Annotated in this window: 23 protein-coding genes and 1 tRNA gene; 8 read left to right on the forward strand and 16 right to left on the reverse strand. The window is 67.4% G+C overall.

The window, feature by feature from the left end:
* Both H7841_13400 and H7841_13405 read right to left on the reverse strand, forming a co-directional pair.
* Positions 1 to 1,000: nickel-dependent hydrogenase large subunit (locus tag H7841_13400; protein ID MEO5337867.1), on the reverse strand; the 1,000-nt coding region annotated here is incomplete at its 3' end.
* Positions 997 to 2,010, reverse strand: a complete 1,014-nt coding sequence (locus H7841_13405) for a HupU protein (GenBank protein ID MEO5337868.1) — start codon at positions 2,008 to 2,010, stop codon at positions 997 to 999. The genes H7841_13400 and H7841_13405, both read right to left, overlap by 4 nt.
* A gap of 51 nt (positions 2,011 to 2,061) precedes the next feature.
* Here H7841_13405 and H7841_13410 point away from each other — a divergent pair, with 51 nt between their 5' ends.
* Positions 2,062 to 3,930: a hypothetical protein gene (locus tag H7841_13410; protein MEO5337869.1), complete on the forward strand. Its 1,869-nt coding sequence runs from the start codon at positions 2,062 to 2,064 to the stop codon at positions 3,928 to 3,930.
* Here the strand turns inward: H7841_13410 and H7841_13415 are convergent, their stop codons facing one another.
* Both H7841_13415 and H7841_13420 read right to left on the reverse strand, forming a co-directional pair.
* A complete protein-coding gene (locus H7841_13415; GenBank protein MEO5337870.1) occupies positions 3,931 to 4,836 on the reverse strand; it encodes a lipid A biosynthesis lauroyl acyltransferase in 906 nt (301 codons plus the stop codon).
* A gap of 31 nt (positions 4,837 to 4,867) precedes the next feature.
* Positions 4,868 to 5,248, reverse strand: a complete 381-nt coding sequence (locus tag H7841_13420) for a hypothetical protein (GenBank protein ID MEO5337871.1) — start codon at positions 5,246 to 5,248, stop codon at positions 4,868 to 4,870.
* A gap of 145 nt (positions 5,249 to 5,393) precedes the next feature.
* Between H7841_13420 and H7841_13425 the strand changes: the two genes are divergently transcribed.
* From H7841_13425 to H7841_13445, 5 genes are all read left to right on the forward strand, one after another.
* Positions 5,394 to 7,661 (forward strand): PAS domain S-box protein, encoded by a 2,268-nt coding sequence (locus H7841_13425; protein ID MEO5337872.1) that lies wholly within the window; start codon positions 5,394 to 5,396, stop codon positions 7,659 to 7,661.
* A 7-nt stretch (positions 7,662 to 7,668) separates the two neighbouring features.
* Positions 7,669 to 8,664: an endonuclease/exonuclease/phosphatase family protein gene (locus H7841_13430; GenBank protein ID MEO5337873.1), complete on the forward strand. Its 996-nt coding sequence runs from the start codon at positions 7,669 to 7,671 to the stop codon at positions 8,662 to 8,664.
* A 14-nt stretch (positions 8,665 to 8,678) separates the two neighbouring features.
* Positions 8,679 to 9,014 (forward strand): hypothetical protein, encoded by a 336-nt coding sequence (locus H7841_13435; GenBank protein ID MEO5337874.1) that lies wholly within the window; start codon positions 8,679 to 8,681, stop codon positions 9,012 to 9,014.
* 83 nt (positions 9,015 to 9,097) lie between these two features.
* Positions 9,098 to 10,000, forward strand: coding sequence for a 3-hydroxy-5-phosphonooxypentane-2,4-dione thiolase (gene lsrF, locus H7841_13440; protein MEO5337875.1), 903 nt, complete (start codon positions 9,098 to 9,100; stop codon positions 9,998 to 10,000).
* Between the two features lie 38 nt (positions 10,001 to 10,038).
* Positions 10,039 to 11,934 carry a sensor histidine kinase gene (locus H7841_13445; GenBank protein MEO5337876.1) on the forward strand — a complete coding sequence of 632 codons (1,896 nt, stop codon included), beginning with the start codon at positions 10,039 to 10,041 and terminating at the stop codon, positions 11,932 to 11,934.
* 8 nt (positions 11,935 to 11,942) lie between these two features.
* Here H7841_13445 and H7841_13450 read toward each other — a convergent pair whose 3' ends face one another.
* From H7841_13450 to H7841_13500, 11 genes are all read right to left on the reverse strand, one after another.
* Positions 11,943 to 12,329 (reverse strand): type II toxin-antitoxin system VapC family toxin, encoded by a 387-nt coding sequence (locus H7841_13450; protein ID MEO5337877.1) that lies wholly within the window; start codon positions 12,327 to 12,329, stop codon positions 11,943 to 11,945.
* Positions 12,326 to 12,562, reverse strand: coding sequence for a type II toxin-antitoxin system Phd/YefM family antitoxin (locus H7841_13455; protein MEO5337878.1), 237 nt, complete (start codon positions 12,560 to 12,562; stop codon positions 12,326 to 12,328). Before H7841_13455 ends, H7841_13450 begins: the two co-directional genes overlap by 4 nt.
* A 54-nt stretch (positions 12,563 to 12,616) precedes the next feature.
* Entirely contained in the window at positions 12,617 to 14,164 is a 1,548-nt protein-coding gene (locus tag H7841_13460) for a nitrite reductase (GenBank protein ID MEO5337879.1), read from the reverse strand.
* A 113-nt stretch (positions 14,165 to 14,277) separates the two neighbouring features.
* Positions 14,278 to 14,445 carry a 50S ribosomal protein L33 gene (rpmG, locus tag H7841_13465; GenBank protein ID MEO5337880.1) on the reverse strand — a complete coding sequence of 56 codons (168 nt, stop codon included), beginning with the start codon at positions 14,443 to 14,445 and terminating at the stop codon, positions 14,278 to 14,280.
* Positions 14,446 to 14,528: 83 nt separating this feature from the next.
* Complete coding sequence (locus H7841_13470) at positions 14,529 to 15,029, reverse strand: RNA pyrophosphohydrolase (GenBank protein MEO5337881.1); 501 nt, start codon at positions 15,027 to 15,029, stop codon at positions 14,529 to 14,531.
* 9 nt (positions 15,030 to 15,038) lie between these two features.
* On the reverse strand, positions 15,039 to 16,601 hold the full coding sequence (locus H7841_13475) for a divergent polysaccharide deacetylase family protein (protein MEO5337882.1): 1,563 nt from the start codon (positions 16,599 to 16,601) through the stop codon (positions 15,039 to 15,041).
* Positions 16,602 to 16,605: 4 nt separating this feature from the next.
* Positions 16,606 to 17,955: a S41 family peptidase gene (locus H7841_13480; protein ID MEO5337883.1), complete on the reverse strand. Its 1,350-nt coding sequence runs from the start codon at positions 17,953 to 17,955 to the stop codon at positions 16,606 to 16,608.
* Positions 17,952 to 19,244: a peptidoglycan DD-metalloendopeptidase family protein gene (locus H7841_13485; protein MEO5337884.1), complete on the reverse strand. Its 1,293-nt coding sequence runs from the start codon at positions 19,242 to 19,244 to the stop codon at positions 17,952 to 17,954. The genes H7841_13480 and H7841_13485 overlap by 4 nt, the downstream gene beginning before the upstream one ends.
* 57 nt (positions 19,245 to 19,301) lie before the next feature.
* The gene (gene gpmI / locus H7841_13490) at positions 19,302 to 20,876 is read right to left on the reverse strand and encodes a 2,3-bisphosphoglycerate-independent phosphoglycerate mutase (protein ID MEO5337885.1); all 1,575 of its coding nucleotides are present in this window, start codon (positions 20,874 to 20,876) and stop codon (positions 19,302 to 19,304) included.
* 51 nt (positions 20,877 to 20,927) lie between these two features.
* Positions 20,928 to 21,680, reverse strand: coding sequence for a cyclic nucleotide-binding domain-containing protein (locus H7841_13495; GenBank protein ID MEO5337886.1), 753 nt, complete (start codon positions 21,678 to 21,680; stop codon positions 20,928 to 20,930).
* 228 nt (positions 21,681 to 21,908) lie between these two features.
* Positions 21,909 to 21,984 (reverse strand) — tRNA-Glu (locus tag H7841_13500).
* A 287-nt stretch (positions 21,985 to 22,271) separates the two neighbouring features.
* On the opposite strand from H7841_13500, the gene H7841_13505 reads away from it, so the two are divergent.
* Both H7841_13505 and H7841_13510 read left to right on the forward strand, forming a co-directional pair.
* Complete coding sequence (locus H7841_13505; GenBank protein MEO5337887.1) at positions 22,272 to 22,517, forward strand: type II toxin-antitoxin system ParD family antitoxin; 246 nt, start codon at positions 22,272 to 22,274, stop codon at positions 22,515 to 22,517.
* On the forward strand, positions 22,507 to 22,806 hold the full coding sequence (locus H7841_13510; protein MEO5337888.1) for a type II toxin-antitoxin system RelE/ParE family toxin: 300 nt from the start codon (positions 22,507 to 22,509) through the stop codon (positions 22,804 to 22,806). Before H7841_13505 ends, H7841_13510 begins: the two co-directional genes overlap by 11 nt.
* On the opposite strand, the gene H7841_13515 is transcribed toward H7841_13510, so the two are convergent.
* Complete coding sequence (locus H7841_13515; GenBank protein ID MEO5337889.1) at positions 22,731 to 22,982, reverse strand: phage terminase large subunit family protein; 252 nt, start codon at positions 22,980 to 22,982, stop codon at positions 22,731 to 22,733. The two genes, H7841_13510 and H7841_13515, sit on opposite strands and share 76 nt — an antisense overlap.
* Positions 22,983 to 23,192 lie beyond the last annotated feature (210 nt).

A 23,192-nucleotide genomic window follows, 5' to 3' on the forward strand; every position in this document is an offset into this window, starting at 1 on the left:
GGACCTGGCGCGCCAGGGCGCCCACCTCCGCCGCCCGGCCGCCCAGCCGGGGCGCCTTGGCCCAGGTGTAGCCCTGGGGCTTGTCGGCATCAGGCCGGGTGACGCCTTCGCGGGGCGGCAGGGGCCGGGCACTGTCCTCCAGCCAGGCATGTGTGGAATCCTCGGCGATCGATCCGGCATCAAGGGGGAGAATATCCCCATGCTCCCACATGCCGGACGTGAAAAGCGGCTTTCCACAATCCGGATATGAGGGAGCGGCCAATAAAATCCCTTGCCATGCCCCCAGGGACCAAAGGTCCATATCGCGGGCGATGTCCAGGAACAGGCCGGCCGCACCGCCCTTCCATGCCGCCAGGCGGGCTTCGGAATCGAGGGCGGCGAAGTCTTCCGGCCTTCCGCCGAAGACGGCGTCTTCCAGAAAGGCGCGGAACTCGCGCAAGATGGACACCAAAGGCGCCTTCTCGCCGGCCTGGACGGCGCGGGTGACGCCGCCCGGCTGGACCGCCAGGCTGTGCGGCCACTTGCCCATCAGGCCGCCCATCAGATGCATGAAGCGGGCGCGGGCGGCCAGGAAGGGGGCCTGGGCCCCGCCCCGGCCGGCTTGGAAGACCGCCGCCCTTTCCGCCCAGGGGCGATCCGCGTAGGCCGGGCGGGCGAAGTCGGGCATGAAGAACAGGTGGAAATGGGTCAGGTGGTCGGCCACCACCTCGGCCGCCTGGGCCAGGTTGAGGACCTTCTCCCCGTTGGGGGCCGGCGCCAAGCCGGCCAGGTCCGCCAGCGCCCGCGCCGCCGCCACCGAATGGGACAGGGAACAGATGCCGCAGACCCGGGGCGCCACCGCCAGGGCGTCGGTGGCCGGACGGCCTTCCAGCAGGGTCTCGAACCCGCGGTAGAGCGACGCCCCCACCCTGGCGTCGCGGACTCGGCCGTCCGCCACGTCGAGGACCACCTCCAGGTCACCCTCCACCCGGTTGAAGGGACCCACCACCAGCCGGCTCATGTCCCGCCTCCCTTGGGCTTGGCCCTCGCCGGGGCCGGCGCCAAGACGATGCGGTCGGCATGGGCGTTGACCTTGAGCCGTTCCGGCGTCGCCGACTTGGACAGGGCCGCCAGGGCGACGAACCAAGCCTTGGGCATGTCGACCGGCAGGCCGACGGGAATCCCGGCCACCTTGGGCGTGACGCCGAAGGGCGCGCCCGGGTCCTGAAAGCCCGGGCTGGTGCAGCCGATGCAGGCGAAGCCGCCGCGGATGCAGGAACCCTGGCCGTTCCGAAGCCGGATGTTACAGTCCCCCAGGGCCTGGGTGCCCCGGCATCCCCGGTTCTCCATCAGGCAGCCCAGATCGGTGGGGCCGTCGGCACTGGCTTTGAACTCGTAGAATTCGTTGCGCGGGCAGCCGTGGTGGGCCAGATGGCGGTAGAAGGCGGCGGGACGGCCGAATTCGTCCAGATCGCCGGGCCCCAGGTCGCCCAGGGCGAGGGCCTGCAGGGTCTCGATCATCCAGTCGGGATGGGGGGCGCAGCCGGGCAGATTGACTACCGGCAGCCCTTCCGGCGAACGGAACTCGGCCCCCAGCAGGCCGCCCGGCACGGCACCTTCGAATTGCAAGCCGCAGGCATCCAGGGAATTGACGCCGCTCGCCGGAAAGCCGCCGAAGGCGGCGCAGGAACCGGCCGCCACCACCCAGCGGGCCCGCCCCGCCAGGTCGGCCACCCAGGACGCCATGGACCGGCCGGTGCCCGACAGGATGTGGAAGCGCCCACTGCCCTTGGGCCCGCGCAGGATGGCCCCTTCGACGACCAGGATGTCGCAAGGCCCGTCCAGCCGGCGCAGGGTTTCCGGTCCCGAGGCCTCGGAAAGGGAGGGATGCCAGACCAGGTCGATGCCGAAGCGGCCCAGGGCGGCCAGGGGACCCTCCGGCTCCGCGCCCAACAGCGAAACCGTACAGCCGCCGCAGCTACCCGCCTGCAGCCAGACCAGGGTCAGAAGTGGTGTTCCGTGGCTCGACATCGGACACCGATCATGTATCCTGCCGCCCCTCGCGGCAAGCCGGCGGATTCCATGAAGACCTATCTGGGAAATTTTCTGGGCGGCGCGGAACAGGTGGCGACCCTGGCCGTGGTGGCGGTTCTATGGCTGGGGCTGGCGGCCCTTGGAGGGCTGGCCGTCGGGCGGAACTCGGAACGGGAGGCCTGGCCTCTCTACGGCTGGGGCATCGCCTCGCTGCTGTTCACGGTGGCCGGAGTCCTGACGCCGGTCCCCTTTTCCGTCCTCGCCTGGGCGTTGTTTATCGCCGGCAGTGGCGCCGCCGTCTTCGTCTATCGCCGCGACGGAGCCCTGTTGCCCGCCGGCTTCGGGCTTATGCTGGCGTTGGCGGCGCCCCTGTTCCTGCTGGCGGCGGCCATGCTGGCCTCGCAATGGGACGAATTTTCCCACTGGTTGCCGGCGGTCCGCCACCTGTTGGATACGGATGCCTTCCCGTCAAGCCGGAATCCGGTGACCACCCCCCTTTCCTACCCGGCCTATCCCTTCAACTGGCCTCTCCTTACCTACTTGGCGAGCCGCTTGGCGGGGCAGTTCCTCGAGGGGCCGGGGCGGCTGTTCAATCTACTGCTTCTCATGTCCTACGGACTGATGGCCGCCCGTTTGGCCACGGAAGCCGCTGGCCACGCCGGAATCCGGCGAGGCTGGGCCTTTGCCGGCCTCGCCCTGGCGGCGGCGACTCTGTTGAATCCCGCTTTCGTGCAGAAAGTTGTCCTGACCGCCTACGCCGACGTCGCCACGGCGGTCCTGACCGCTGCCGTGGCCTACCTCGGCTTTAGGCTGCTGGCGGCCCTGGCCGAAGGCGCCGAACCACGCCGGTTGGCATGGTCGTTCGCCCTGGCGTCGGTAGTACTGCTCAACACCAAGCAGGTGAACCTGGTGCTGTTCGTCCTCCTGGTCGTGGGGACGGGACTGGCGGCTTGGCGCGATCCCCAGGTCGGGGCGATGCGGTTCGCAAGGCTCCTGCCGATCCTCACGGGCCTGCCCCTGGCCGCTTATCTGCTATGGCGCTACCACGTATCGGTCAACCTGGGAACGGCCGGCGCCGAATTCGGCTTCATGCCTTTCGGCCAATGGAACTTCCCCGTCCTGCACAAGACCTTTCTGACCATGCTGGACTATGCGGTCAAGAAGGCCGGTCATTTCGGCGTCATGCTGGTAGCGGTGGGGTTCGCGTTGCGCGCCCTGCGGCGGGTCGACGGCGAACTGGACCGATTGGCGATCCTGGTCGCCGTTCCCTTCCTCGGCTACAACGCGTTCCTGGTCCTGACGTACCTGGGGTCCTTCGGTCCCAAGGAGGCGGCAGGCGCCATCTCGTTCTGGCGCTACAACATGCATGTCGCGCTGCTAACGGGGCTGTTCGGCGCCTATGGTGCCGGGCTGCTCTGGCGGCGGTTCGTCGAAGGCCGGGCCTTGCCCCGGTGGGTCTTCTTCGCTCCCGGCATTGCCGTGGTCTCCCTGAGCTTGCTCCTGGCCCCCAAGTTCCGCTTCGACCACGAGCCGCCGAAGCCCCGCTACAACCAAGCGGCCCTGTTCATCGCCCGCGAGGTTCCCCGCGACCGGCCATTGCATGTGGTCAACGCCGGTTTGAATATGGAGCCCGAGGTCTTCACCCGCGCCCGCGCCAACCGGCGGCCGGGCCCGGTGCTGATCCACTACGAGAACCCGGCGGACCTGAAGGAGTTCCTGGCGGCCATCAAGCCTGGGCATCTGATCCTGGTTCATGCGGCCCCACCGCCGGTCGCCGCGGCCCTCGGCCTCGCAATCGCTCCTGACACTTCCTACCTCGCCTGGCGGCGGCCCGACGACGGTATCGAGGCCCTGCTATCCTGGAGCGAGGATGGTTCCCTGCACCGCCTCTCGACTCGCGAACCCTGGAAGGACTGATCAATCCGGCCAGCGGCGGTGCAGCCAGAACCATTGTTCCGGCCGCTCGCGGATCCAGCCTTCCAGCATTCCGTTGACCCGCCCCATCAGGGCGGCCATGTCGGCATGACGGTCGTCGGTATGGATCAGGTCCAGGGGCGGATAGACGGTGATGCGGAACCGGGCGCCGCCCAGACGTTCGACCCGCGCCGGCACCGCCGGGCAATCCAGCCGGAGCACGAACTGCGCCAGGGCCGGGGCGGTCATGGCGTCGCGGCCGAAGAAGGGGACGGGAATGCCGTCGTTCATCTTCTGGTCGACCAGCATCCCCAGGTGGTCGCCCTTCTTGAGCAGCGCGATGGCACGCCTGGCCCCGCCCGGCCCCTTGGGGATCAACTCGGCCCCGCCGGAGCGCCGCATGCGGAACAGCCAGTCCATGAAGGGATTGTTGGGTGCCCGGTAGACCAGATGGATAGGCATCCCGCGGGCGGTGGCGCAAAGCCCCATCAGTTCCCAGTTGGCCAAGTGGCCGGAAAAGAAGATGCCGGGCCGCCCGTCGTCGCGCACCAGATCGATATATTCCGTGCCCACCACCTCGATGCGGTTGTCGGTCGGATCGAAGAAGCGGAACTTGTCCAGGTGGGCGTATTCGAAGGCGGTGCGGCCCAGGTTGTCCCACATGCCGCGGACGATGGACTCGATTTCCGCCTCGCCTCTTTCCGGGAAGGCGCGGCCGAGGTTGCGGCGCGCCCGTTCGCTGACCCTGAGATGGGGCCCCAGCGAGCGCGCCAGCCAGCCCCCCAGGCCGGAAGCGGCATCCACCGGCAGCAGGCGAACCAACTCGTAGAGCAGGCGCGCCGCCATCGCCTCCAGGCGGTGGAGCGGATGGGGCTTGCGGTCGATGGCATCGGGCGAGGCGGCCGGCATGGCAGGCATCATCGCCGCCGCGCGCCGTCCGTCAAGGCCCCTTGCGCACCAGGGGCGGGGTCGAACCCAGCCCGTGTCGCCGCTTCGGGGCGGCGGCCTTGCGGTCGGAGCGGGTGAAGTCATCGGCGCGGAACAAGCTGGTGCGCCGCTCCTGATGGCGGCGTTGGGATTCCAGCAGCCTCAGCGTGCGCAGGATCACCGGATGGCGGTCCGGCGAGGGCTGGCAGGCCATCAGGTGGGCCCGCAGGATACTCCCCAACCGCTTTTCCAGCGCCGGCAGGCGGCGGGTGGCGGCACACCAGCGCAGATAGGCCGCCACCGTCCAAGGATGGGCCGGCAAGGCTCTGAGACGCCGCGCCCGGCACCAGTCCTTGAATTCTCCCCAGGCCTTGTGCTCCCCGCGATCCAGCATGGGGGCAGGATAGCAAGCCGCGCACCTTCGCGGCAGAGCCTTTCCGTCCCCGCCCTGGGTCCGGGTCAGCCGCGCATTGCTCCCGACCTCGGGAACCTGCTACATTAGGAAACACTGATGGGCCTGAGCACGTTCGGAATCCCGAATGACCACGCACAGCGACGGCGTCATCGTCTATGACGCCCACGGGAATGTGATCTTCTGCAACGACGCCTACCGGGACTGCTACCCGGAAGTGCGCGACCGCATCCGGCGTGGCGCCAATCTGGCCGACATTCTGCGCGAAGCTGCCCTGGCCGCCGGCATCGCGACACCAGGCCGCGGCCTGGAAGGCTGGGTCGGCAAGCGGGTCAGCGAACGGCTCAATCCGAACAACCGCATAGAAGTCCATTACATTGGCGGCCGCTGGTGGCGCATCCACGAATACCTGGACGACGACGGTACCGTCGTCAGCCAACGGCGCGACATCACCCTGGAACGCCAGACGGCCATCCGCAACGCCAAGGCTCGCGAAGACGAGGACGACACCGACCGGCCCTCCGACCTGTTGTGGATGGAATTGGCCCATGTCCATGCCATGCTGGCGGACTTGGTGGAAAGTCTGGAGGACGGCTTCGCCCTGTTCGACAGCGAGGATCGCCTCAGCCTCTGCAACAGCCGCTTCCAGAAGCTGACCGGAGTGCCGCCCGACCTGCTGGTTCCGGGCACCCCCTACGATTCCATCCTGCGCACTGCGGCCCCCGCCATGAGCCACGAGGCGCAGGCCTGGGTGGCCAACCGCCTGGATCTGCATGGGCGGGTCGCCGGGCCGGAGGAATTCCGTACCGCCTCCGAACGCTGGGTGCGCTGGCACGAGGGACGGGCGGGCAGCGAGTATCTGGTCTGCACCATCCGCGACATTTCCGACCTTAAGACCCGCGAGGCCGCCCTGCAGGCCAGTGAAGGCCGCTACCGCAAGCTGGTCGAACTTGCCCCCGACCTTGCCTGCGTGGTCTCGGAAGGGATGATCACCGTGATCAATTCGCGGGGCGCCCGCATGCTGGGAGTGGGCAACCCCGCCGAGATCGCCGGCAGCCTGTTCGGCCGCTTCGTCCATCCCAACTTCCGCGACTTGATGGAAAGCGGGTTGGCCAGCCTGGCCGAGGAGGGAGGCTGGTTTCCCTTGCGCCTCACCCGGCCGCCGGGCGAGGTCTTCGACGCCGAGGTGGCGGTCATTCCCTTCGGTATCGCGGAAAGCAGCACCTTCATGCTGTTTGCCCGCGAAACCACCGAACGCAAGCGCGCCACCGCCGGCCTTCTGGCCCGCGAGGAAAGGCTGCGCGGTATCATGAACACCGCCGCCGACGGTATCGTCACCATCGACGAGAAGGGGGGCGTCGAATCCTTCAATCCGGCCGCCGAGCGGGTCTTCGGCTACAAGGCCGCCGAAGTGGTCGGGCGCAACGTTTCCATGTTGATGCCCGAGCCCTATCGCGGCGAGCACGACGGCTACCTGTCCCGCTATCTCAAGACCCGCGAGGCCCGCATCGTCGGCCAGGGCCGCGAGGTCAAGGGCCAGCGCAAGGACGGTACGGTCTTTCCGCTGGAACTGGCGGTGACCGAGATGCAACTGGACGGCCGGCCCCTGTTCATCGGTATGCTGCGCGATATTACCGAACGCAAGCGCCAGGAACAGGAACTGCGCGACGCCGTCACCCAGGCGGAAGTCGCCAACAAGGCCAAGTCCGAATTCCTGGCGGCCATGAGCCACGAACTGCGCACGCCGTTGAACGCCATCATCGGTTTTTCGGACGCCATGCTGGCCGGCCTGTTCGGCGACCTGAGCGAGCGCTTCCGCGACTACCTGGGCAACATCAACGAATCGGGCAAGCACCTGCTGGACGTCATCAACGACATCCTGGACGTGGCCCGCATCGAAGCCGGCAAGATGGACTTCACCCCTTCGCCGGTCGAAGTCGAAGGTGTCGCCGACACCTGCCTGCGTCTCATCAAGGAACGGGCCGAAAGGGGCGGCCTGGCGGTGGTCGCCGACTTGGCGCCCGGCCTGCCCATGCTGCTGTCGGAAGGCCGGCGCCTGAAGCAGATCCTGTTCAACCTCCTGTCCAACGCGGTCAAGTTCACGCCCAAGGGCGGCAGCGTGACGCTGTCCATGTTCATGACCCCCGACGGCTGGCTGGAGGTGCGGGTGTCGGATACCGGTATCGGCATGAAGACCGACGACATCCCCAAGGCCATGACCGCCTTCGGCCAAGTGGACAGCCGCCTGCAGCGCAAGTACGAGGGAACGGGGCTGGGACTGCCGCTGACCAAGGCCTTCGCCGAACTGCACGGCGGCACCCTGGCCCTGGAAAGCGAAGAGGGCAAGGGCACCACCGCCATCGTCCGTTTCCCCCCGGCCAGCCTCGTGGCATGATAGGGGCATGGACTCCGTCGCCTTCCGCATCGCCACCTTCAACGTCGAAAACCTGGGCGAGCCGTCCAGCGGCGTTCCGCCGCTCAAGGACCGTATCGCCGTGCTCAGGCCGCAGCTCATCCGCCTGCGTGCCGACGTACTTTGCCTGCAGGAAGTGGACGGACAATCCCTGGGACGGGGCAAGCGGCGCGACCTCAAGGCCCTGGACGCCCTGCTGGAAGGCACCCCCTACGCCGCCTTCCATCGCGCCCATACGGTGAGCGGTTCGCGCGGCGGCGGGGTACGGGACAAGCACAACCTGGTGATTCTTTCCCGCTTTCCCATCCTGGAGCACGGGCAGGTGCGCCACGATCTGGTGCCGCCGCCGCTCTATCGCCGGGTCACCGCCCATCCGCCATCGCGCGAGCCCGAGATCGTCGACTGGGACCGCGCCTTCGTCTTCGCCCGCCTGGGCCTGGGGGACGGGCGGTCGCTGACCGTGGTCAACCTGCACCTGCGGGCGCCGCGGGCCGCCTGGGTCGCCGGCCAGAAGGCCGATTCGCGGCTGTGGCGCAGCGTGCCCGGCTGGGCCGAAGGTTATTTCCTGGCCGCCATCAAGCAGGCCGGCCAGGCCCTGGAGGCCCGCCTGTTCATCGACGGGCTGATGGACCGCGACCTCAATGCCCTGATCGCCGTACTGGGCGACTTCAACGCCGGCCTGCACGAGACCCCGGTGCGCACCATCCGCGGCGACGAGGAAGACACGGGCAACGGCCACCTGGCGCCCCGCATGCTGGTGCCCCTGGAACGCAGCCTGCCCGAATCGCAGCGCTTTTCCGTCATCCATGGCGGACGGCCGCAGATGCTGGACCATATCCTGGTCTCGCAGTCGCTGCTGGCCTGGTTCCGCGGCGGCGAAATCCACAACGAGGCCCTGGGCGACGAATTGTCCACCGCGGCCGTCGTGCAGGGAATCCCGGCTTCCCTGCACGCTCCCGTGGTGGCATCCTTCGAGATCCCGTGACGAAAGGACGACCCGTGACCCGCAAGACCGCCGTTTCCGCCCTTGCCCTGCTGCTGGGCGGCTGCATGTCCGACTGGTTCGGCGATTCCCAGCCCAGCCGCTGGCAGAATCCCAACCTGCCCCCCGCCCAGTGGTCGAAGGACGAGGAAGCCTGCCGCCGCTGGGCCAATGCGGAAGCCGAAAAGGAAGGCTCCCGCGACGCCGCCATCGCGTCGGACCGCGGCGAGGCGGTGGGCGGGCACGGCGGCACCTACGCGAGCCAGTCGGCGGCGGTGGACGCCAAGCGCCGCCGCGCCCTTCTGACGTCGGACTGCCTGAAGTCGCGCGGCTACGTGCGGGTGCAGAAGTAGGCGTCAGCCCTTCCCTTGCGAGGTGGGGCGAAGGATGGTATCCAGCCGGCAAATCCGGGCCCGCAGGAACAGGAGACAGCGCCATGGCCGACATCGACGACATCAAGGACGGCAAGGACTTCGGCCTCGACCGGCCGCAGACGAACGAACCCTTCTTCCTCAAGGGCAACGGCGCCGTCGACTGGGGCATGCAGAACCGCCTGTCGCGCATCTTCAATCCGAAGAGCGGACGCACCGTGATGCTGGCCTTCGACCACGGCTACTTCCAGGGCCCCACCACGGGGCTGGAACGCATCGACATCGGCATCCGGGCCCTGGAGCCCTACGCGGACGTGCTGATGGGCACCCGCGGCGCCATCCGCGCCTGCATTCCTCCGACCACCCGCAAGGCCCTGGCGCTGCGCTGCTCGGCCGGCCAGAGCATCTATACCGAACTGTCCAACGAATTCATCAACGTCGACATCGAGGACGCCATCCGCCTGGATGCCGCCGCCATGGCCGCCCAGGTCTACATCGGAGCCGAGTACGAACACAACTCCATCAAGAACGTCTCCAAACTGATCGATACCGGACTGCGCTACGGCATCCCGACGCTCGCGGTGACCGGCGTCGGCAAGGACATGGTGCGCGACGCCCGCTATTTCGGCCTGGCGACCCGCATCGCCGCCGAAATCGGCGCCCAGTACGTGAAGTCCTACTACGTGGAGCCTGGCTTCGAGCGCGTGGTGGCCGGCTGCCCGGTGCCCATCGTGATCGCCGGCGGCAAGAAACTGCCGGAGATGGAAGCCCTGGAAATGGCCTACAAGGCCTGCGACCAGGGCGCCGCGGGCGTCGACATGGGCCGCAACATCTTCCAGTCGGACAGCCCGATCGCCATGATCCAGGCGGTAGGCGCCGTGGTCCACAAACTGGAAAAGCCGGAAAAGGCCTTCGACATGTATCTGACCCTGAAGGCCAAGCTTGAGGGCAAGGCGAAGAAAAAGTAGGGTTCCGCAACCGCCCCGCCAGGGGAGAGGGCCGCGCCGTGACGCCGTTGCACCGTTGGCTGGGGATCGCGATCTGTCTGCTGGGGTGGCTGGGCGGCGGCGGGGGTGTGGCGGCCGAGGGGCCGGCGGCGCTCCGTCTCGCGGTCGGGCAGGATCGGGCGTCCCTGGCCGGACACCTCGACTACTTCCCCGACCCCGGCGGACGCCTGAGCGTCGACGAAGTGGCGGATCGGGGAATCTTCCGCCCCTTTGCCGCCGACCGCAGCCTCGGCTATCGCCGGGGCGCGCACTGGTTCCGCTTTTCCGTGGTCCGCCAGGCGGAGGCCCCGGCCGACTGGCTTCTGGCCCTGGGCAAGCCGGTGCTGGACGACATCCGCGTCTATCGGCCCCGCGCCGGGGGCGGCTTCGACGAAGTCCGCCTGGGCGACCGGGTGCCGATGTCTTCCCATCCCATCAAGAGCCGCCAGCACGCCCTGAAGGTTCCCGTCCCGGCCGGGGCGCCCGAAGCCTTCTACCTGCGGGTGGAAACCATCAGCATCGTCTGGCTGACCGCCGATTTCTGGCGGCCCGAGGCCTTCCTGGCCGACGAAGGTCTGGCGATCTTTTACAACGCCGTCTTTTTCGGCATCCTCGCCATCGTCGCCTTCACCCACTTGACCTTCGGGCTGTGGCTGCGCGACAAGGCCATCGTCGCCTATGCCGCCCATGTGGCGACCTTGCTGGCCCAGTATTTCGGGCTGAACGGGTTCGTCGGCATCGTGGTCGGAACGGAACTGCCCTGGCTCTCCGACCTGGTGGTCGGGGTGGGAACTTTCGGGACCGCCGCCACCTCCATCGTCATGTGGGACGCGACCGTCGGCCTGGCACGGACCAACCCGAAGCTGCATCGCTTCTACATGGCGGCTTTCGGCCTTTGCTTGCTGGGCCTGCCCTTCGTCGCCTCCGCCCATTACGGGACGATAGCCCCGTTCGTCATCAATCTGGCCCTGGCGATCGCCTATCTCAGCATGGCGTTGATCGCCCGGCTGTTGTGGCGCGACGGCCTTCAGGTCGGGTTGGCCTTCTTCTTCCTGGGATTGGCGGTCGCCGTGGCCGGGGCGACGGCGCGGATACTCACGATTCTGGGGGCGATTCCAGCCACCTACCTGTCGGAAAACGCCTACCAAGTCGGCTCGCTGGCCCATGTCGTCCTGCTCGGCATCGGCCTCGGCTACCGCATGCGCCAGATCCAGAAGGACAAGACCCGCGCCGAGCGGGAGGCGTTCCTCGCCACCCGCCGCGCCGAGGAGCAGAAAAGCTTCGTCGCCATGCTGTCGCACGAGTTCCGCTCACCCTTGGCCGCCATCGACCGAGCCGCCCAGATGATCGAACTGAAGGCCGTCGGCCTGGACGACAAGGGGCGCGAACGCGTCGACCGCATCCGCGGCCACGCCGGCCATCTGTCCCGCCTGGTGGACAACCTGCTGGCGTCCGACGCCCTGGACCGGGGCGCGCTGATCGTCAGGAAGGAGGCGGTGGCCCTGGCGCCCCTGGTGGCCGGGCTGGTGGCCGGGGCCGAGGATCGGATCGCCGTATCCCTGCGACCCGCCGGACTGACGGCGATGGTGGATGCCGAGTTGCTGGGGCTGGCGCTTGGCAACCTGATCCAGAACGCGCTCGAATACTCGCCGACGGGGTCGCCGGTGACCGTGTCCCTGGCGGGCGAAGACGGAAATCTGACGGTCACCGTGGCCGATCGGGGACCGGGCCTGGGTGCGGAAGACTTGGCGCGCCTAGGCACCCCCTATTTCCGCGCCACCTCGTCGGCTGGCATCAAGGGCATCGGCATCGGCCTCCACCTGGTCCGGAAGGTGGCGGCGGCCCATGGCGGTACCTTGGCGGTGCACAGCCTGCCCGGCGCGGGTTCCGAATTCACCCTGCGCCTGCCGGCCTGAGAACCGCCCTACCAGAGAGTAGCGATTCCGTAGGCGGCAGGCAGGGGATCGCAGGTGACGAGGGGCAAATTCTCGATACGGCACTGGGCAACCAGAAGGCGGTCGAAGGGGTCGCGGTGATGGGGCGCCAGATCCATGACGCCAAGGGCATGATCGAGCCCCACCGGCAGGATACGAAATCCGTTGATCGCCACCTGCTCGGCAACAAAGGATGCCGGATCGCGTGGCAGGATCAGCAATCCCTTGCCGGCCTTGATGGCGATCTCCCAGGCACTGGCGACGCTGAAGGCGACATCGTTGTCCGCATCCGCCAGAACGCGGCGCGCCCCGTCGGACAAGCGGGGATCGTCGGCGATCCACCAGAGAAAGGCGTGGGTATCGAGCAGGGCCTTCATCGGTCGAAGGCGTCCAAATCCTCGTCCGGCAGGGGGATGTCGAAATCGGGGGAAATCTCGATCAATCCCTTGGCGGAACCGGGACGGCGCGAGGAGAGAACCCCTTCCACCGGGACCAAGCGCGCGACCGGCCGGCCGGCCTTGGCCACCACCACTTCCTCGCCCCGCCGCACCTTCTCCAGCAACCGGGAAAAATGGGTCTTGGCTTCGTGGATGTTGACGACGACGGACATGGCTCCTGCTCCTGGGAACAGGATGGACTAAGACATGGACCAAGTCAATTCGGGTCAGTGGCTGGTGCCGCTGGAATAGGTGATCTTGTTGTAGACGTTGTACTTGCCGGACGGCTTTTTCATGGGCAGGCGCTTGACCTCCTGGAAGGTGGCGGCGTCGTAGACCAGCAGCCAGCCGTCCATTTCCCAGACGCTGATAAGCAGATGGCGGCCGTCGCGGGTGAATTCCACATGGGCGCTGGTCTTGCCCGGTTCGGGCACCAGATCCTTGACGATCTCCAGGGTCCGCTTGTCGATGACGTGCAGCGTCCCCTTGTTGGGCCCGAAGAACACGTCGGTCCAGGCATAAGGCGTGTTCTCGTGGCTGCGCATGAAGAAGCCCGGCCCCTTGGTCGGGATCTTCTTGATCGTCTTCCAGGATTCCATGTCGATGACGCTGACCTGGTTGCCCTTGAGGTGCGGCGTCGCCATGACGGTCCGGCCCTCGTGGGAAAAGACGATGCCCGAGCCCAGGTGGGGCATGCCGTCCAGGTCCAGGGCCGCGGCCTTGCGGCGGGCGTCCAGGTTGTAGACCAGGCCGCCGGTCCCCGAACGCGAGGCCCCCATCGCCTCGGTGTAGGTGGGATCGAAGAAGAAGTCGTCCAGATAGTCGTCCGTAAGCGTGCGGCGCCTCGCGAAGGGCTGGGGTTCGACGGGCACGCCTTCCTCGCTGCCGGGCTGGCGGCTGTGCACGAAGCCGCCGTAGACCGGCTCGGCATTCGGATCGTAGGACATCTCCCAGATCTCCTTGATGTCCTTAAGCGCCGCCACGAAGCTGTTGCGGGTCGGCGCGTTGTAGACGCCGGACACCCGCGAGGTGGTCTTGCCCGCCTCGTCGCTGGCCTTGATGACCTTGAACGGCGTCAAGTCGTGGGCGTTCAGCACCACCAGGGAATGGGGCAGGTAGTTGCCGGCCATCACCCATTTGCCGTCCGAGGAAACGGCGATATTGCGCATGTTGATGCCGGCGCGGATCTCGGCCACCGGCTTCAGGCTCCAGAGATCGTACTTGGATACCCAGCCGTCGCGCGAACCCAGGTAGACGAAGCGGCCGTCGGGCGAATACTTGGCGCCGCCATGCAGGGAGAAGCGGGACTGGAAACGCCAGAGCGGCTCGAACCGGTCGCCGTCCAGGATGGTGACGTGGTGATCGCCCACCTCCACCACGGTGAACAGGTTGAGCGGATCGGCGCCGTGCACCGGCTTGGCCGGCAGGGCGGCCATGTCGTTGTGCACCACCCGCGAGGCGGTCATCTGCTCGATGCCCCAGTCGGGGATGTCCTTCAGCGGCGTGAAAGCCAGGTCCACCAGGCCGCGGATCTGCTCGTCGGAAAGCTTGTCGCCGAAGCCCAGCATCTGGGAAGCGGGACGGCCGGCCTTGACCACCTGCTGCGCTTCTTCCTTTTTCAGGCGGCCCAGGTTTTCGGGCAGCAATGCCGGACCGATGCCCCCCAGCCGGTCGGGGCCGTGGCAGGCGGCGCAGTGCTCGCCATAGAGCCTGGCCGTATCGGCGGCGGCGGCGGTCGAAAACAGGACGGCAATCATGAACAAGGCGGCGCGCATCGGCAATCCCCGAGACTTGGAACCTGTCCCGTTATCGCGGATCGCCGCCCGGCACGCAAATACAAAGCCGCCCCGAAGGGCGGCCCGCATCGATCCGTCAAGCGGCCGGAAGGCTACTTGATCTTGGTTTCCTTGAAGATCACGTGCTTGCGCGCAACCGGGTCGTACTTGCGGAACTCCAGCTTTTCGGTGGAGGTGCGGGGATTCTTCTTGGTCACGTAGAAGAACCCGGTGTCCGCCGTGCTGAGCAGCTTGATGGTGATGGTGTTGGGCTTGGCCATGGCTTGAAATTCCGCAAAGTCCGCGTCAGGGGGCGCACCTTAGCGCGCGCGCCGCCGGTGTCAAGCCTTTCCGCAGCAAGACGTCACTTTCCCTTCTTGCGCAGCGATTTTGCCAGCGGCCGGAATTCCTTGACCAGTGCCTGATAGAGCGGGCGCTTGAAGCCGACGATCAGGCCGGGAATGTCCTCCAACTCGGCCCATTGCCAAGCGGCGAACTCGGGATGGGCGACGCCGACGGGATCGATGTCGGCGTCCTTGCCGGTGAAGCGAAGCGCGAACCAGCGTTGCTTCTGGCCGCGATAGCGCCCGCCCCAGACCCGGGCGGCGATTTCCGGCGGCAGGTCGTAGGCATACCACTCGGCGCTCTTGGCGAGGATCTCCGCCTTGGCGGTGCCGATCTCTTCCGCCAGTTCGCGCAGCACCGCCTGGCGGGGCTTCTCGCCCTTGTCGACGCCGCCCTGCGGCAGCTGCCAGGCGCCGGGAGCGTCCAGGCGCTCGCCGACGAAGACCTTGCCCTCGGCATTGAACAGGAGGGCGCCCACCCCCTTGCGGTAGGGCCTCTTCTTCGACTCCTTCTTGGCCATCGGGGCCTCCTATTCGAACTGGCGGTCGGCGAGAGCGGTGATGGGCATCAGGGCGAGATGCTTGGCGTCCAGGGTCGCAATCCAGGTGGCCAAGCGCTCCAGGGTGACCGGATAGGCGGACGCCAGGGCAACCGTCGAAGCCGATGTCCTGGCGATCTTCTCCAACTCGGCCAGCTTGGCGTCGATGGCGGCGCGGGACGGTTCTTCGTCCAGAACCACCTTGACGATGGCGCGCGGCAGGCCGATTTCGGCGGAGATGCCGGCGACCAGAGACTTGGCGGCACCGCCGCCGTCGACGAACATCACGCCGCGGCTCTTCAGTTCCAGCAGGATAGGACGCAACTGGTCGTCGCGGCCCAGCAGGGTGCCGCCCATGGCGGACAGCACGCCGACGTACCCGGTCGCCTTGCCCAGTACCGTCCGCAGCCGTCCGAGGTTTTCGGCCGGGTCCGTGGCCACCTGGAGCGCGTAAGGGCCCGGATCGCGGATGGGGAAGGTGTCGGAGGCCAGCGGCAGGGTCATCAGGACCTCGTGCCCGGAACCGCGGGCCGCCGCCCCCACGGCATCCAGGTCGGCGCCATGAGGATCGAGGGCCAGCGTGACGGCTCCCGGAAGCCGGCGGATGGCGGCGTCGGTGGCTGCCGGCGACAGGCCGACGCGCCGCACGACGACGGCGATGCGCGGCCGGTCTTCGTTGGGATTGGCGGGGCGGGCATAGGCTTGCCAAGGCAGCCGTCCTCCCGGTCCGGCCCGCGGCAGGTTGCCCTGGGCGGTCTTTTCCAGCAGTGCCGGATCGGCCTGGGCGACCAGAGGCTTTTCGGCCGGAACCTCCCGGATGCGGGTATAGGCCTGGGGCAGGACGGAGGGAACCACCAAGCCGGCCACGCTGGCCGAAGTGCCCGAGGTGGAGGCGGCTTCGGGCGTCGCCGGGGTTGCGGCCGACCCGATGCCCGCCGTCGGAGAAGACGGCGGTGCCGGACTCGACACCGCTTCCGCCAGGCCGGGCGTGGGGGGGGGAGGCTTGGCGGAATCCGGCGGTGGCGGGGCCGATTCGGCGGGAGAGTCCGGACCGAATCGAGGCGGCGGCGGCGCCTCCCCGGGGGGGGCGGGCCCGCCCTTCGCCGCAATATCCTTGGTGGGCGGTTCCGGTGGCGGCGGGGAATCCCCGGCAAACAACAGGAAGCCGATCAGGCCGAACAGCAAGGCTCCCAGGGTGCCGGCCGCCGACAGAATGACGATGCGCCGCTTGCCGTCGCCGATCAGCGGTCCCAGCCGTTCGCCGAGGGCGGAGAAGGGCGCGGCGATGGCGCCGAGCATCGCCTTGGCCCGGCCGCCCTTGTCCTCGTCCGCCCAGACTTCGTCTTCCTCGGCATCGTCGTCGTCGTCGCCATCCTTGGCCGGTGCGGGCTTGGCGGCGACGGCCGTGTCCTCGTCGGCTTCCTCCTCGGGGGCCGATTCCTTCTCGTCGGCGGGGGCCTCTTCGTCGGCCTCGTAGTCCTCCTCCTCCGCCTCGTCGTCGCCGTCCTTCTTGCGGCCGAACAGCTTTCCGAGACCGGGGAGAGAGAACTTCATCGGATCAGCGGGCCTGCGTTACCGCCTTGCCGCCGTAGAGGGCAAGGCCGCGGACCAGATCGAGAGCCCGCGAAAGCTGGTAATCCTCGCCCGGCTTGGCTGGCGCATCCTCGACAGCCTTGGCGGGCTTGTCGGACTTCTCGGACTTCTCGTCCTTGGCATCCTTCTTCCTGCCTTCCTTGTCGCCGTTGTCGAGGGCGCCGGGAAGATCGGCCTCACGGGTGCCCTTTTCTTCCTTGACCGTCTCGATCTTGGCCTGTTCGACCAGGATATCGGGCTCGATACCCACCGCCTGGATGGAACGGCCAGACGGCGTGTAGTAGCGGGCCGTGGTCAGGCGCATGCCCCCGTGGCCGGACAGGGGCAGCACGGTCTGCACCGAGCCCTTGCCGAAGGACTTGGTGCCCATGACGATGGCGCGGTGATGATCCTGCAGCGCCCCGGCAACGATTTCGGAAGCCGAGGCCGAACCTTCGTTGATCAGGACCACCAGGGGCAGCCCTTGAAGGATATCACCGGGCTTGGCGTTGAACCGTTGGGCGTCTTCCTCGCGCCGGGCGCGGGTGGAGACGATTTCGCCCCTTTCCAGGAACAGGTCGGAGATCGCGATGGCCTGGTCCAGCAAGCCGCCCGGATTCCGCCGAAGATCGAGAACGAGGCCTTGCAGGTCGTTCTTCAGGTCCTCGCGGAACTTGGCGACCGCCTTCTTGACGCCGGTATCGGCGTGCTCGTTGAAGGAACTGACGCGGACATAGCCGATCTTGCCTTCCAGCCGCGACCGTACCGAATCGATCTTGATCACGGCGCGGGTCAGAGTGACGTCGAAGGGCTTGCCGGTGGCGCGCCGGATGGTCAGCTTGATGTCGGTATTGACCGGCCCGCGCATGCGGTCGACCGCGTCCGACAAGGTCAGGCCTTGCACCGACTTGCCGTCCAGGTGGGTGATGAAATCGCCGGGCTCGATGCCGGCGCGGTGGGCCGGCGTGTCGTCGATGGGCGAGATCACCTTGACCAAGCCGTTTTCCATGGAAACCTGGATGCCCAAGCCGCCGAATTCGCCCTTGGTCTGGACCTGCATCTCCTTGTAGCTCTTGGCGTTCATATAGGAGGAATGGGGATCCAGGGCATTCAGCATGCCGTTGATGGCGGATTCGATGAGCTGTTCGTCGGACGGCTTCTCGACATAATCGCTACGCACCCGTTCGAACACGTCGCCGAATAGATTGAGCAGTTCGTAGGTATCGGGAGTCTTACCCTTGTCCTTGGCCGGCTCGGCGGCTTGAGCCGCAGGAGCCAGCAGGGCCAGGGAACCGGCCACCAGGGCCGCGAGGAGGGATCGGGTCGTGTGGGTCATCCGTTGTCCTTGCCTTTGCGCGCCGCTAGCCAGGGGAGGGGGTCGATGGGTTGCCCCCGCCGCCGCAATTCGACGTAGAGAGAGGGTTTGCCGTCTTCGGGGCGGCCCATGGTGCCGATGGGCTCGCCCGCCTTCACCGTTTGCCCGACGCCGCCGTCGACCCGGCCCAGCCCTGCGAGAAGGGTATGATATCCGCCGCTGTGTTCGATAATCAAGAGCCGCCCGTAACCGCGGAACTGATCGGCGAAGACGACCAAGCCGCCATAAGGGGCAACCACCTGGGCACCGACGCGGGTTCGGATGGTGATGCCACGCCGGACGGCGCTGCCCGGCAGGCGATGGTCCCCAAAGTAGCCGTCGATCTCGCCGACCACCGGAAAAACCAGGGAGCCCTTCGCTTTGGCGATGGGCCGGCCTTCCAAGGCGGCGCGCGGAACGTTGGGCGTGGCCACCGGCTCGCCCTCGTCGGCCGGCTCCTCGGCCGGGCCGGGCTTGGCTTTGGCGGCCAAGGCGCGGCGACGGGCCTCCTCCCGTTCGAGCCGCTCCCGCTCCAGGCGGGCCAGCAATTCGCGTAGCGATTCGACCTCACCCGCCAGTTCACCCGCCCGGCCCAGCGATTCGTCGATGGCCGTGGCGGCCTTCTGGCGCAGGGAGGCCTTCCGGGCCAGCATGCCATCCAGACGGTGGCGTTCCCCGTCCAGAGTGCGACGCAGGGCCGCCAGTTCGGTCTGGCGCAATTCCATGTCGCGCCGTGTCCCCGTCAGGTCCGCCAGTTCGCGGCGCAGCCGCTTGGCCCGGTTCTCGATCTGCGGCAAGGCGGCGCGCAGCAACAAGGCGCTGCGCACGGTATCGACGGGCGACAGGGGCTGGGCGACCAGGGCTTCGGGCGGGTGGCGAGCCATGCGGGCGAGTGCCGCCAGCACTTGGGCGAAGCGGTCGCGGTCGAAGTCGATGCGTTTGGCCTTTTCGCGCTCCTCGCGGGCGATGACGCCAAGGCGCTCTTCCAGGTGGAGGACCTCCTCCTCGTGTTCCTGGATGGCGGCGGCCGCTTCCACCATGCGGTTGCGCAGTTCGCCCAGGTCCACGTCCAGCCCCGAGGCCTCCCGCTCCAGGGCGCGGGCCCGGCTGCGTTCCTGCTCCAAGGCTTTCTCCACCTCCTCCAGCCGCTTGGCCGGATCGGCGGCCGACAGTCCGCAAGGCGCCCAGGCCAGCAGGGCGACCGGCAGGACAAGGGAAAGCCACCGGATCGGCCGGCGGTTTTCGGAAGGATTCGGAGACAGCCACCTCATTCCCCGAACTATAGGCGGATTCGGGAGCGACGGGGTAGAGGCGGATTCGCCGACCGGCTACTGTGCCGCAGCCTGCCGGTCCCCGGTCTCGACGATCAGCGGGCGGCCGGTCATTTCCTTGGGCTGGGGCAGGCCCAGCAGGCGCAGCAAGGTGGGGGCCACGTCGGCCAGGCGGCCGTTGCGCAGCCCGGCGGCCCAGGCCGGGCCGTGGACCAGCACCACCGGCACCGGATTCAAGGTATGGGCCGTGTGGGGCTGGCCAGTTTCCTCGTCGCGCATCTGTTCGCAGTTGCCGTGGTCGGCTGTGACCAGCAGGACACCGCCCGCCTCGCCCACCGCCCTTTCCAGCCGGCCCAGGCAGCCGTCCAGGGTCGCGGCGGCCTTGGCGGCCGCCTCCAGGAACCCGGTATGGCCCACCATGTCGCCGTTGGCGTAGTTGACGATCACCACGTCGAAGCGGCCCGACGCGATGGCCTCCACCAGCCGGTCCGTGACCTCGCGAGCCGACATCTCGGGTTGCAGGTCATAGGTGGCGACCTTGGGCGAGGGCACCAGGATGCGCTCCTCGCCCGCGAAGACCTGTTCGCGTCCGCCATTGAAGAAGAAGGTGACGTGGGCGTACTTTTCCGTTTCGGCGATGCGCAACTGGGTCAGGCCGGCCTCGGACACCAGTTCACCGAAAATGCGGGTCAGTTCGCCGGGCGGGAACAGGTTGTCCAGGAAGCGGCTCAGGTCCTTGGAATATTCCGCCATTCCCACGCGGGCGGCGAACCGCACCACCTTGGGGCGGGAAAAGCCGGAAAAGTCGGGATCGCAGAGGGCTTCCAGGATCTCGCGGGCCCGATCGGCACGGAAATTGGCCATGATCAGGCCATCGCCGTCCCGCATGCCGGAGTAGCCGCCGATGGCGGTGGGCAGCATGAATTCGTCGCCCTTGTCGGCCAAGTAGCTGGCCTGGATGGCGGTAGCCGGGTCGGCGGCCTTCTCGCCCTCGCCCTGTGTCAGGCAGGCGTAGGCTTTGAAGACCCGCTCCCAGCGCTTGTCGCGGTCCATGGCGTAGTAGCGCCCGCCCACGGTCGCCACCGTCACACCGCGTGTCCCGGCCAAGCTGGCGAGGAACTGGCCCATGTAGTCGGCGGCGCTCCGGGGCGGCGTGTCGCGGCCGTCCAGAAAGGCATGGATCTTCACGGAGATCCCGGCCGCCGCGACGATGCGTGCCAGCCCGGCGATGTGATCCTGGTGGGAATGGACGCCGCCCGGCGACAGCAGACCCATCAAATGGCAGGTGCCGCCGCTCTGGCGGAGCGCGTCCACCAGCTTTCTCAAGGCCGGACTGTCGCCCAGGGTGCCCTCGCGGAAGGCCTGATCGATGCGCGGCAAGTCCTGCATGACCACCCGGCCGGCGCCCAGGTTCATATGGCCGACCTCGGAATTGCCCATCTGGCCTTCCGGCAACCCGACCTGGAGGGCCGAAGCCTCCAGGAAGGCGAGCGGATATTGGCGGACGAACCGGTCCCAGTTGGGGGTCTCGGCGGCAGCGATGGCGTTGTCTTTGGGGTCCTCGCGCCAGCCCCAGCCATCCAGAATGCAGAGCACCACGGGACGGGGCGGGAGGGCTGCGGTTTCGGTCATGGCATGGCTCCTTCGCCCTGGATATAGGCCGAATCGCCGGGCGATTCGAGATCAGACCTGGATGGCGAGCTGCTGCAGCTTCTGGCGGTTGAGGATGCGGAAGGCGCCGCGTTCGCGCTTGGCCACTCCGTCCTGCAGCAACTGGCTGATGGCACGCGCCACCACCTCGCGCGAGGTGACGGCCTTCAAGGCGACTTCGTCGTGGCTGGGCAACTTGGGGATCAGCCAACTGCCGTCGGGCTCCGGGCTGGGCTGCGAGGCTTCCAGAAGATAGCCGTAGACGCGCTGCACACCCGACAGGGAGCCCACCTGGGCCATGCGCTGGTTGGAGGAACGGATGGCCGCCGCCAGGCTCTCGAGCACCCGCACGGCGATATGGCGGTGTTCGAGGATCAGATTGACGAAGACCTCCCGCGGCGCCGCCGCCACCACCACCTGCTTGTCGAGGGCATAGGCGGTCGCGGAACGCTCGCCCTTGTCGATGGCGGCGATCTCGCCGAACCAGCGGCCGGCGGGGACGTCGCGATAGACCATTTCCATTTCGGGCCCCTCGCCGCCCACCTGGCTGGCGATGCGCACCCGGCCCTCGATGACGAAGAAGACGCTGTAGGCGAATTCGCCCTCGCTGATGATCATCTCGCTTTCGTCGAAGGCCATGAAGACGCAACGCTGGACGAAGCGGCCAAAGGGCGCGTCTTCCAAGCCGACCAGCAGATCGTTGACCCGCAGCCGCTCCTCGTAGGAGGGCCCGACGCCGATCGATCCTCCCAGGGTAATGGTGCCTGGCGGCAACTGCGTCTTCATGGGGAAGGCCTTTCGTCGGCGGGGCGATACCGGGGGATTCTTGGCGAGCCGCCCGTCGTGGTCAACCCCCCATCGCGCAAACGGCCCAAATCGCCGATATCAAGGGGGCATGGCCTCCCTTCGTGGAGGGCGGAGGGCGGGCGACCGCGTCCGTCGCAGTCCATCCAGGTTTAGTGCCTAAATCTTACCTAAGCCCGGCGGCGGCATTTGATAACATGCTGAAAGAATTGGCGTCCCCTAGGGGATTCGAACCCCTGTTACCGCCGTGAGAGGGCGGTGTCCTGGGCCACTAGACGAAGGGGACATGGCCGGAAGGGCCCCACGTTTACTCGGAAGCCTGCCGGCGATCAAGCCCTTTCGGCTCCGTCACAGGGCGAACCCATGAATCGTTAACGGCCGATGAGGGCGGCCTTGAGGCGTTTGCGCTTGAGGGGGTCCCAGGCGGTCGATATGTGATTGCCAAAATGCGCCCTCCCCTGGACAAGCAGGGGGCGCGTCATGCCCATCCGCAGATGCTCATCGCCACCCAAATTTCGGATTCGGCATCTACCAAAAATTGGTATATATTGGCATCAGCCCAGGAGGTGCCGAATGGCGCGCAACACGTCGGTTTCGCTCGGCGAGCATTTCGCCGATTTCATCGATGCCCAGGTTCAGACCGGCCGCTACGGCTCGGCCAGCGACGTGGTGCGGGCGGGCCTGCGGCTCCTGGAGGAGCACGAGGCCAAGGTGAAGGCCCTTCAGGATGCGCTCATCGCCGGGGAGGAGTCCGGCCCGCCGACGCCGTTCGACAGCAAGGCGTTCCTGAAGCGCATGCGGGCCAAGCATGCCCGGTAGGCGGCGCGCTTACCGGCTTTCGCCACGGGCGGAATCCGACCTCGAGGAAATCTGGCTCTACACCTTCAAGAACTGGTCGCCGGAGCAGGCCGACAGCTACCACAGCGCCATTGTCGATACGTTCGAGGAATTGGCGGCGGGCCGGAAGACCGGGCGTCCGGTCGATATCCGCGAGGGATACTTCAAGTATCCGGTCGGGGCCCATCTCGTGTTCTACCGCTTCACCGAAGCTGGCCTCGTCGTCGTCCGCGTCCTGCACCAGCGTATGGACGTAGGCAGGCACTTGTAGGTCCCATCACCCCATCCAAGCCGAGCGGATGACGGGTGGGGCTGGTTTGGTCGCCGGGACTGGGGCGTCGGAGCAGCGGCGGTGGCGTAAACGAAAAGGTCCAGCGCCTCGTTGCGCTCGCCGTCCCACTTGGGCTGCCAGGAGCGGATCGGGCGGCCCTTCTCGAATCGTGGCACCACCCGTTCGGCGGTCAACTGGCGGATATTGATTGCGACAACCGGGCCGTGGCACGGGCCGGCCTGGTGGATGTGTCTCCGCACGTGCTCAAGCCCAACTTGAACAGTGGAGGGGCGTTTTGGGAGAGGCCCCTATTGAAAATATTGGGTTTTTTGGCCTGAAATCCGGACCTGGCGAAAAATGTAGTGGAACATTTTCTCTGTCGTTGG

It is taken from the genome of Magnetospirillum sp. WYHS-4 (assembly GCA_039908345.1).
Lineage (GTDB): Bacteria > Pseudomonadota > Alphaproteobacteria > Rhodospirillales > GLO-3 > JAMOBD01.

What these genes read in the sequence shown, in the direction of transcription:
- H7841_13475 (MEO5337882.1), bottom strand. Translation starts at nt 16,601, where the DNA reads ATGAAGTTCTCTCTCCCCGGTCTCGGAAAGCTGTTCGGCCGCAAGAAG.
- H7841_13480 (MEO5337883.1), bottom strand. Translation starts at nt 17,955, where the DNA reads ATGACCCACACGACCCGATCCCTCCTCGCGGCCCTGGTGGCCGGTTCC.
- rpmG (MEO5337880.1), bottom strand. Translation starts at nt 14,445, where the DNA reads ATGGCCAAGCCCAACACCATCACCATCAAGCTGCTCAGCACGGCGGAC.
- H7841_13470 (MEO5337881.1), bottom strand. Translation starts at nt 15,029, where the DNA reads ATGGCCAAGAAGGAGTCGAAGAAGAGGCCCTACCGCAAGGGGGTGGGC.
- gpmI (MEO5337885.1), bottom strand. Translation starts at nt 20,876, where the DNA reads ATGACCGAAACCGCAGCCCTCCCGCCCCGTCCCGTGGTGCTCTGCATT.
- H7841_13430 (MEO5337873.1), top strand. Translation starts at nt 7,669, where the DNA reads ATGGACTCCGTCGCCTTCCGCATCGCCACCTTCAACGTCGAAAACCTG.
- H7841_13460 (MEO5337879.1), bottom strand. Translation starts at nt 14,164, where the DNA reads ATGCGCGCCGCCTTGTTCATGATTGCCGTCCTGTTTTCGACCGCCGCC.
- H7841_13485 (MEO5337884.1), bottom strand. Translation starts at nt 19,244, where the DNA reads ATGAGGTGGCTGTCTCCGAATCCTTCCGAAAACCGCCGGCCGATCCGG.
- H7841_13405 (MEO5337868.1), bottom strand. Translation starts at nt 2,010, where the DNA reads ATGTCGAGCCACGGAACACCACTTCTGACCCTGGTCTGGCTGCAGGCG.
- H7841_13410 (MEO5337869.1), top strand. Translation starts at nt 2,062, where the DNA reads ATGAAGACCTATCTGGGAAATTTTCTGGGCGGCGCGGAACAGGTGGCG.
- lsrF (MEO5337875.1), top strand. Translation starts at nt 9,098, where the DNA reads ATGGCCGACATCGACGACATCAAGGACGGCAAGGACTTCGGCCTCGAC.
- H7841_13510 (MEO5337888.1), top strand. Translation starts at nt 22,507, where the DNA reads ATGCCCGGTAGGCGGCGCGCTTACCGGCTTTCGCCACGGGCGGAATCC.
- H7841_13420 (MEO5337871.1), bottom strand. Translation starts at nt 5,248, where the DNA reads ATGCTGGATCGCGGGGAGCACAAGGCCTGGGGAGAATTCAAGGACTGG.
- H7841_13495 (MEO5337886.1), bottom strand. Translation starts at nt 21,680, where the DNA reads ATGAAGACGCAGTTGCCGCCAGGCACCATTACCCTGGGAGGATCGATC.
- H7841_13455 (MEO5337878.1), bottom strand. Translation starts at nt 12,562, where the DNA reads ATGTCCGTCGTCGTCAACATCCACGAAGCCAAGACCCATTTTTCCCGG.
- H7841_13450 (MEO5337877.1), bottom strand. Translation starts at nt 12,329, where the DNA reads ATGAAGGCCCTGCTCGATACCCACGCCTTTCTCTGGTGGATCGCCGAC.
- H7841_13425 (MEO5337872.1), top strand. Translation starts at nt 5,394, where the DNA reads ATGACCACGCACAGCGACGGCGTCATCGTCTATGACGCCCACGGGAAT.
- H7841_13415 (MEO5337870.1), bottom strand. Translation starts at nt 4,836, where the DNA reads ATGCCGGCCGCCTCGCCCGATGCCATCGACCGCAAGCCCCATCCGCTC.
- H7841_13505 (MEO5337887.1), top strand. Translation starts at nt 22,272, where the DNA reads ATGGCGCGCAACACGTCGGTTTCGCTCGGCGAGCATTTCGCCGATTTC.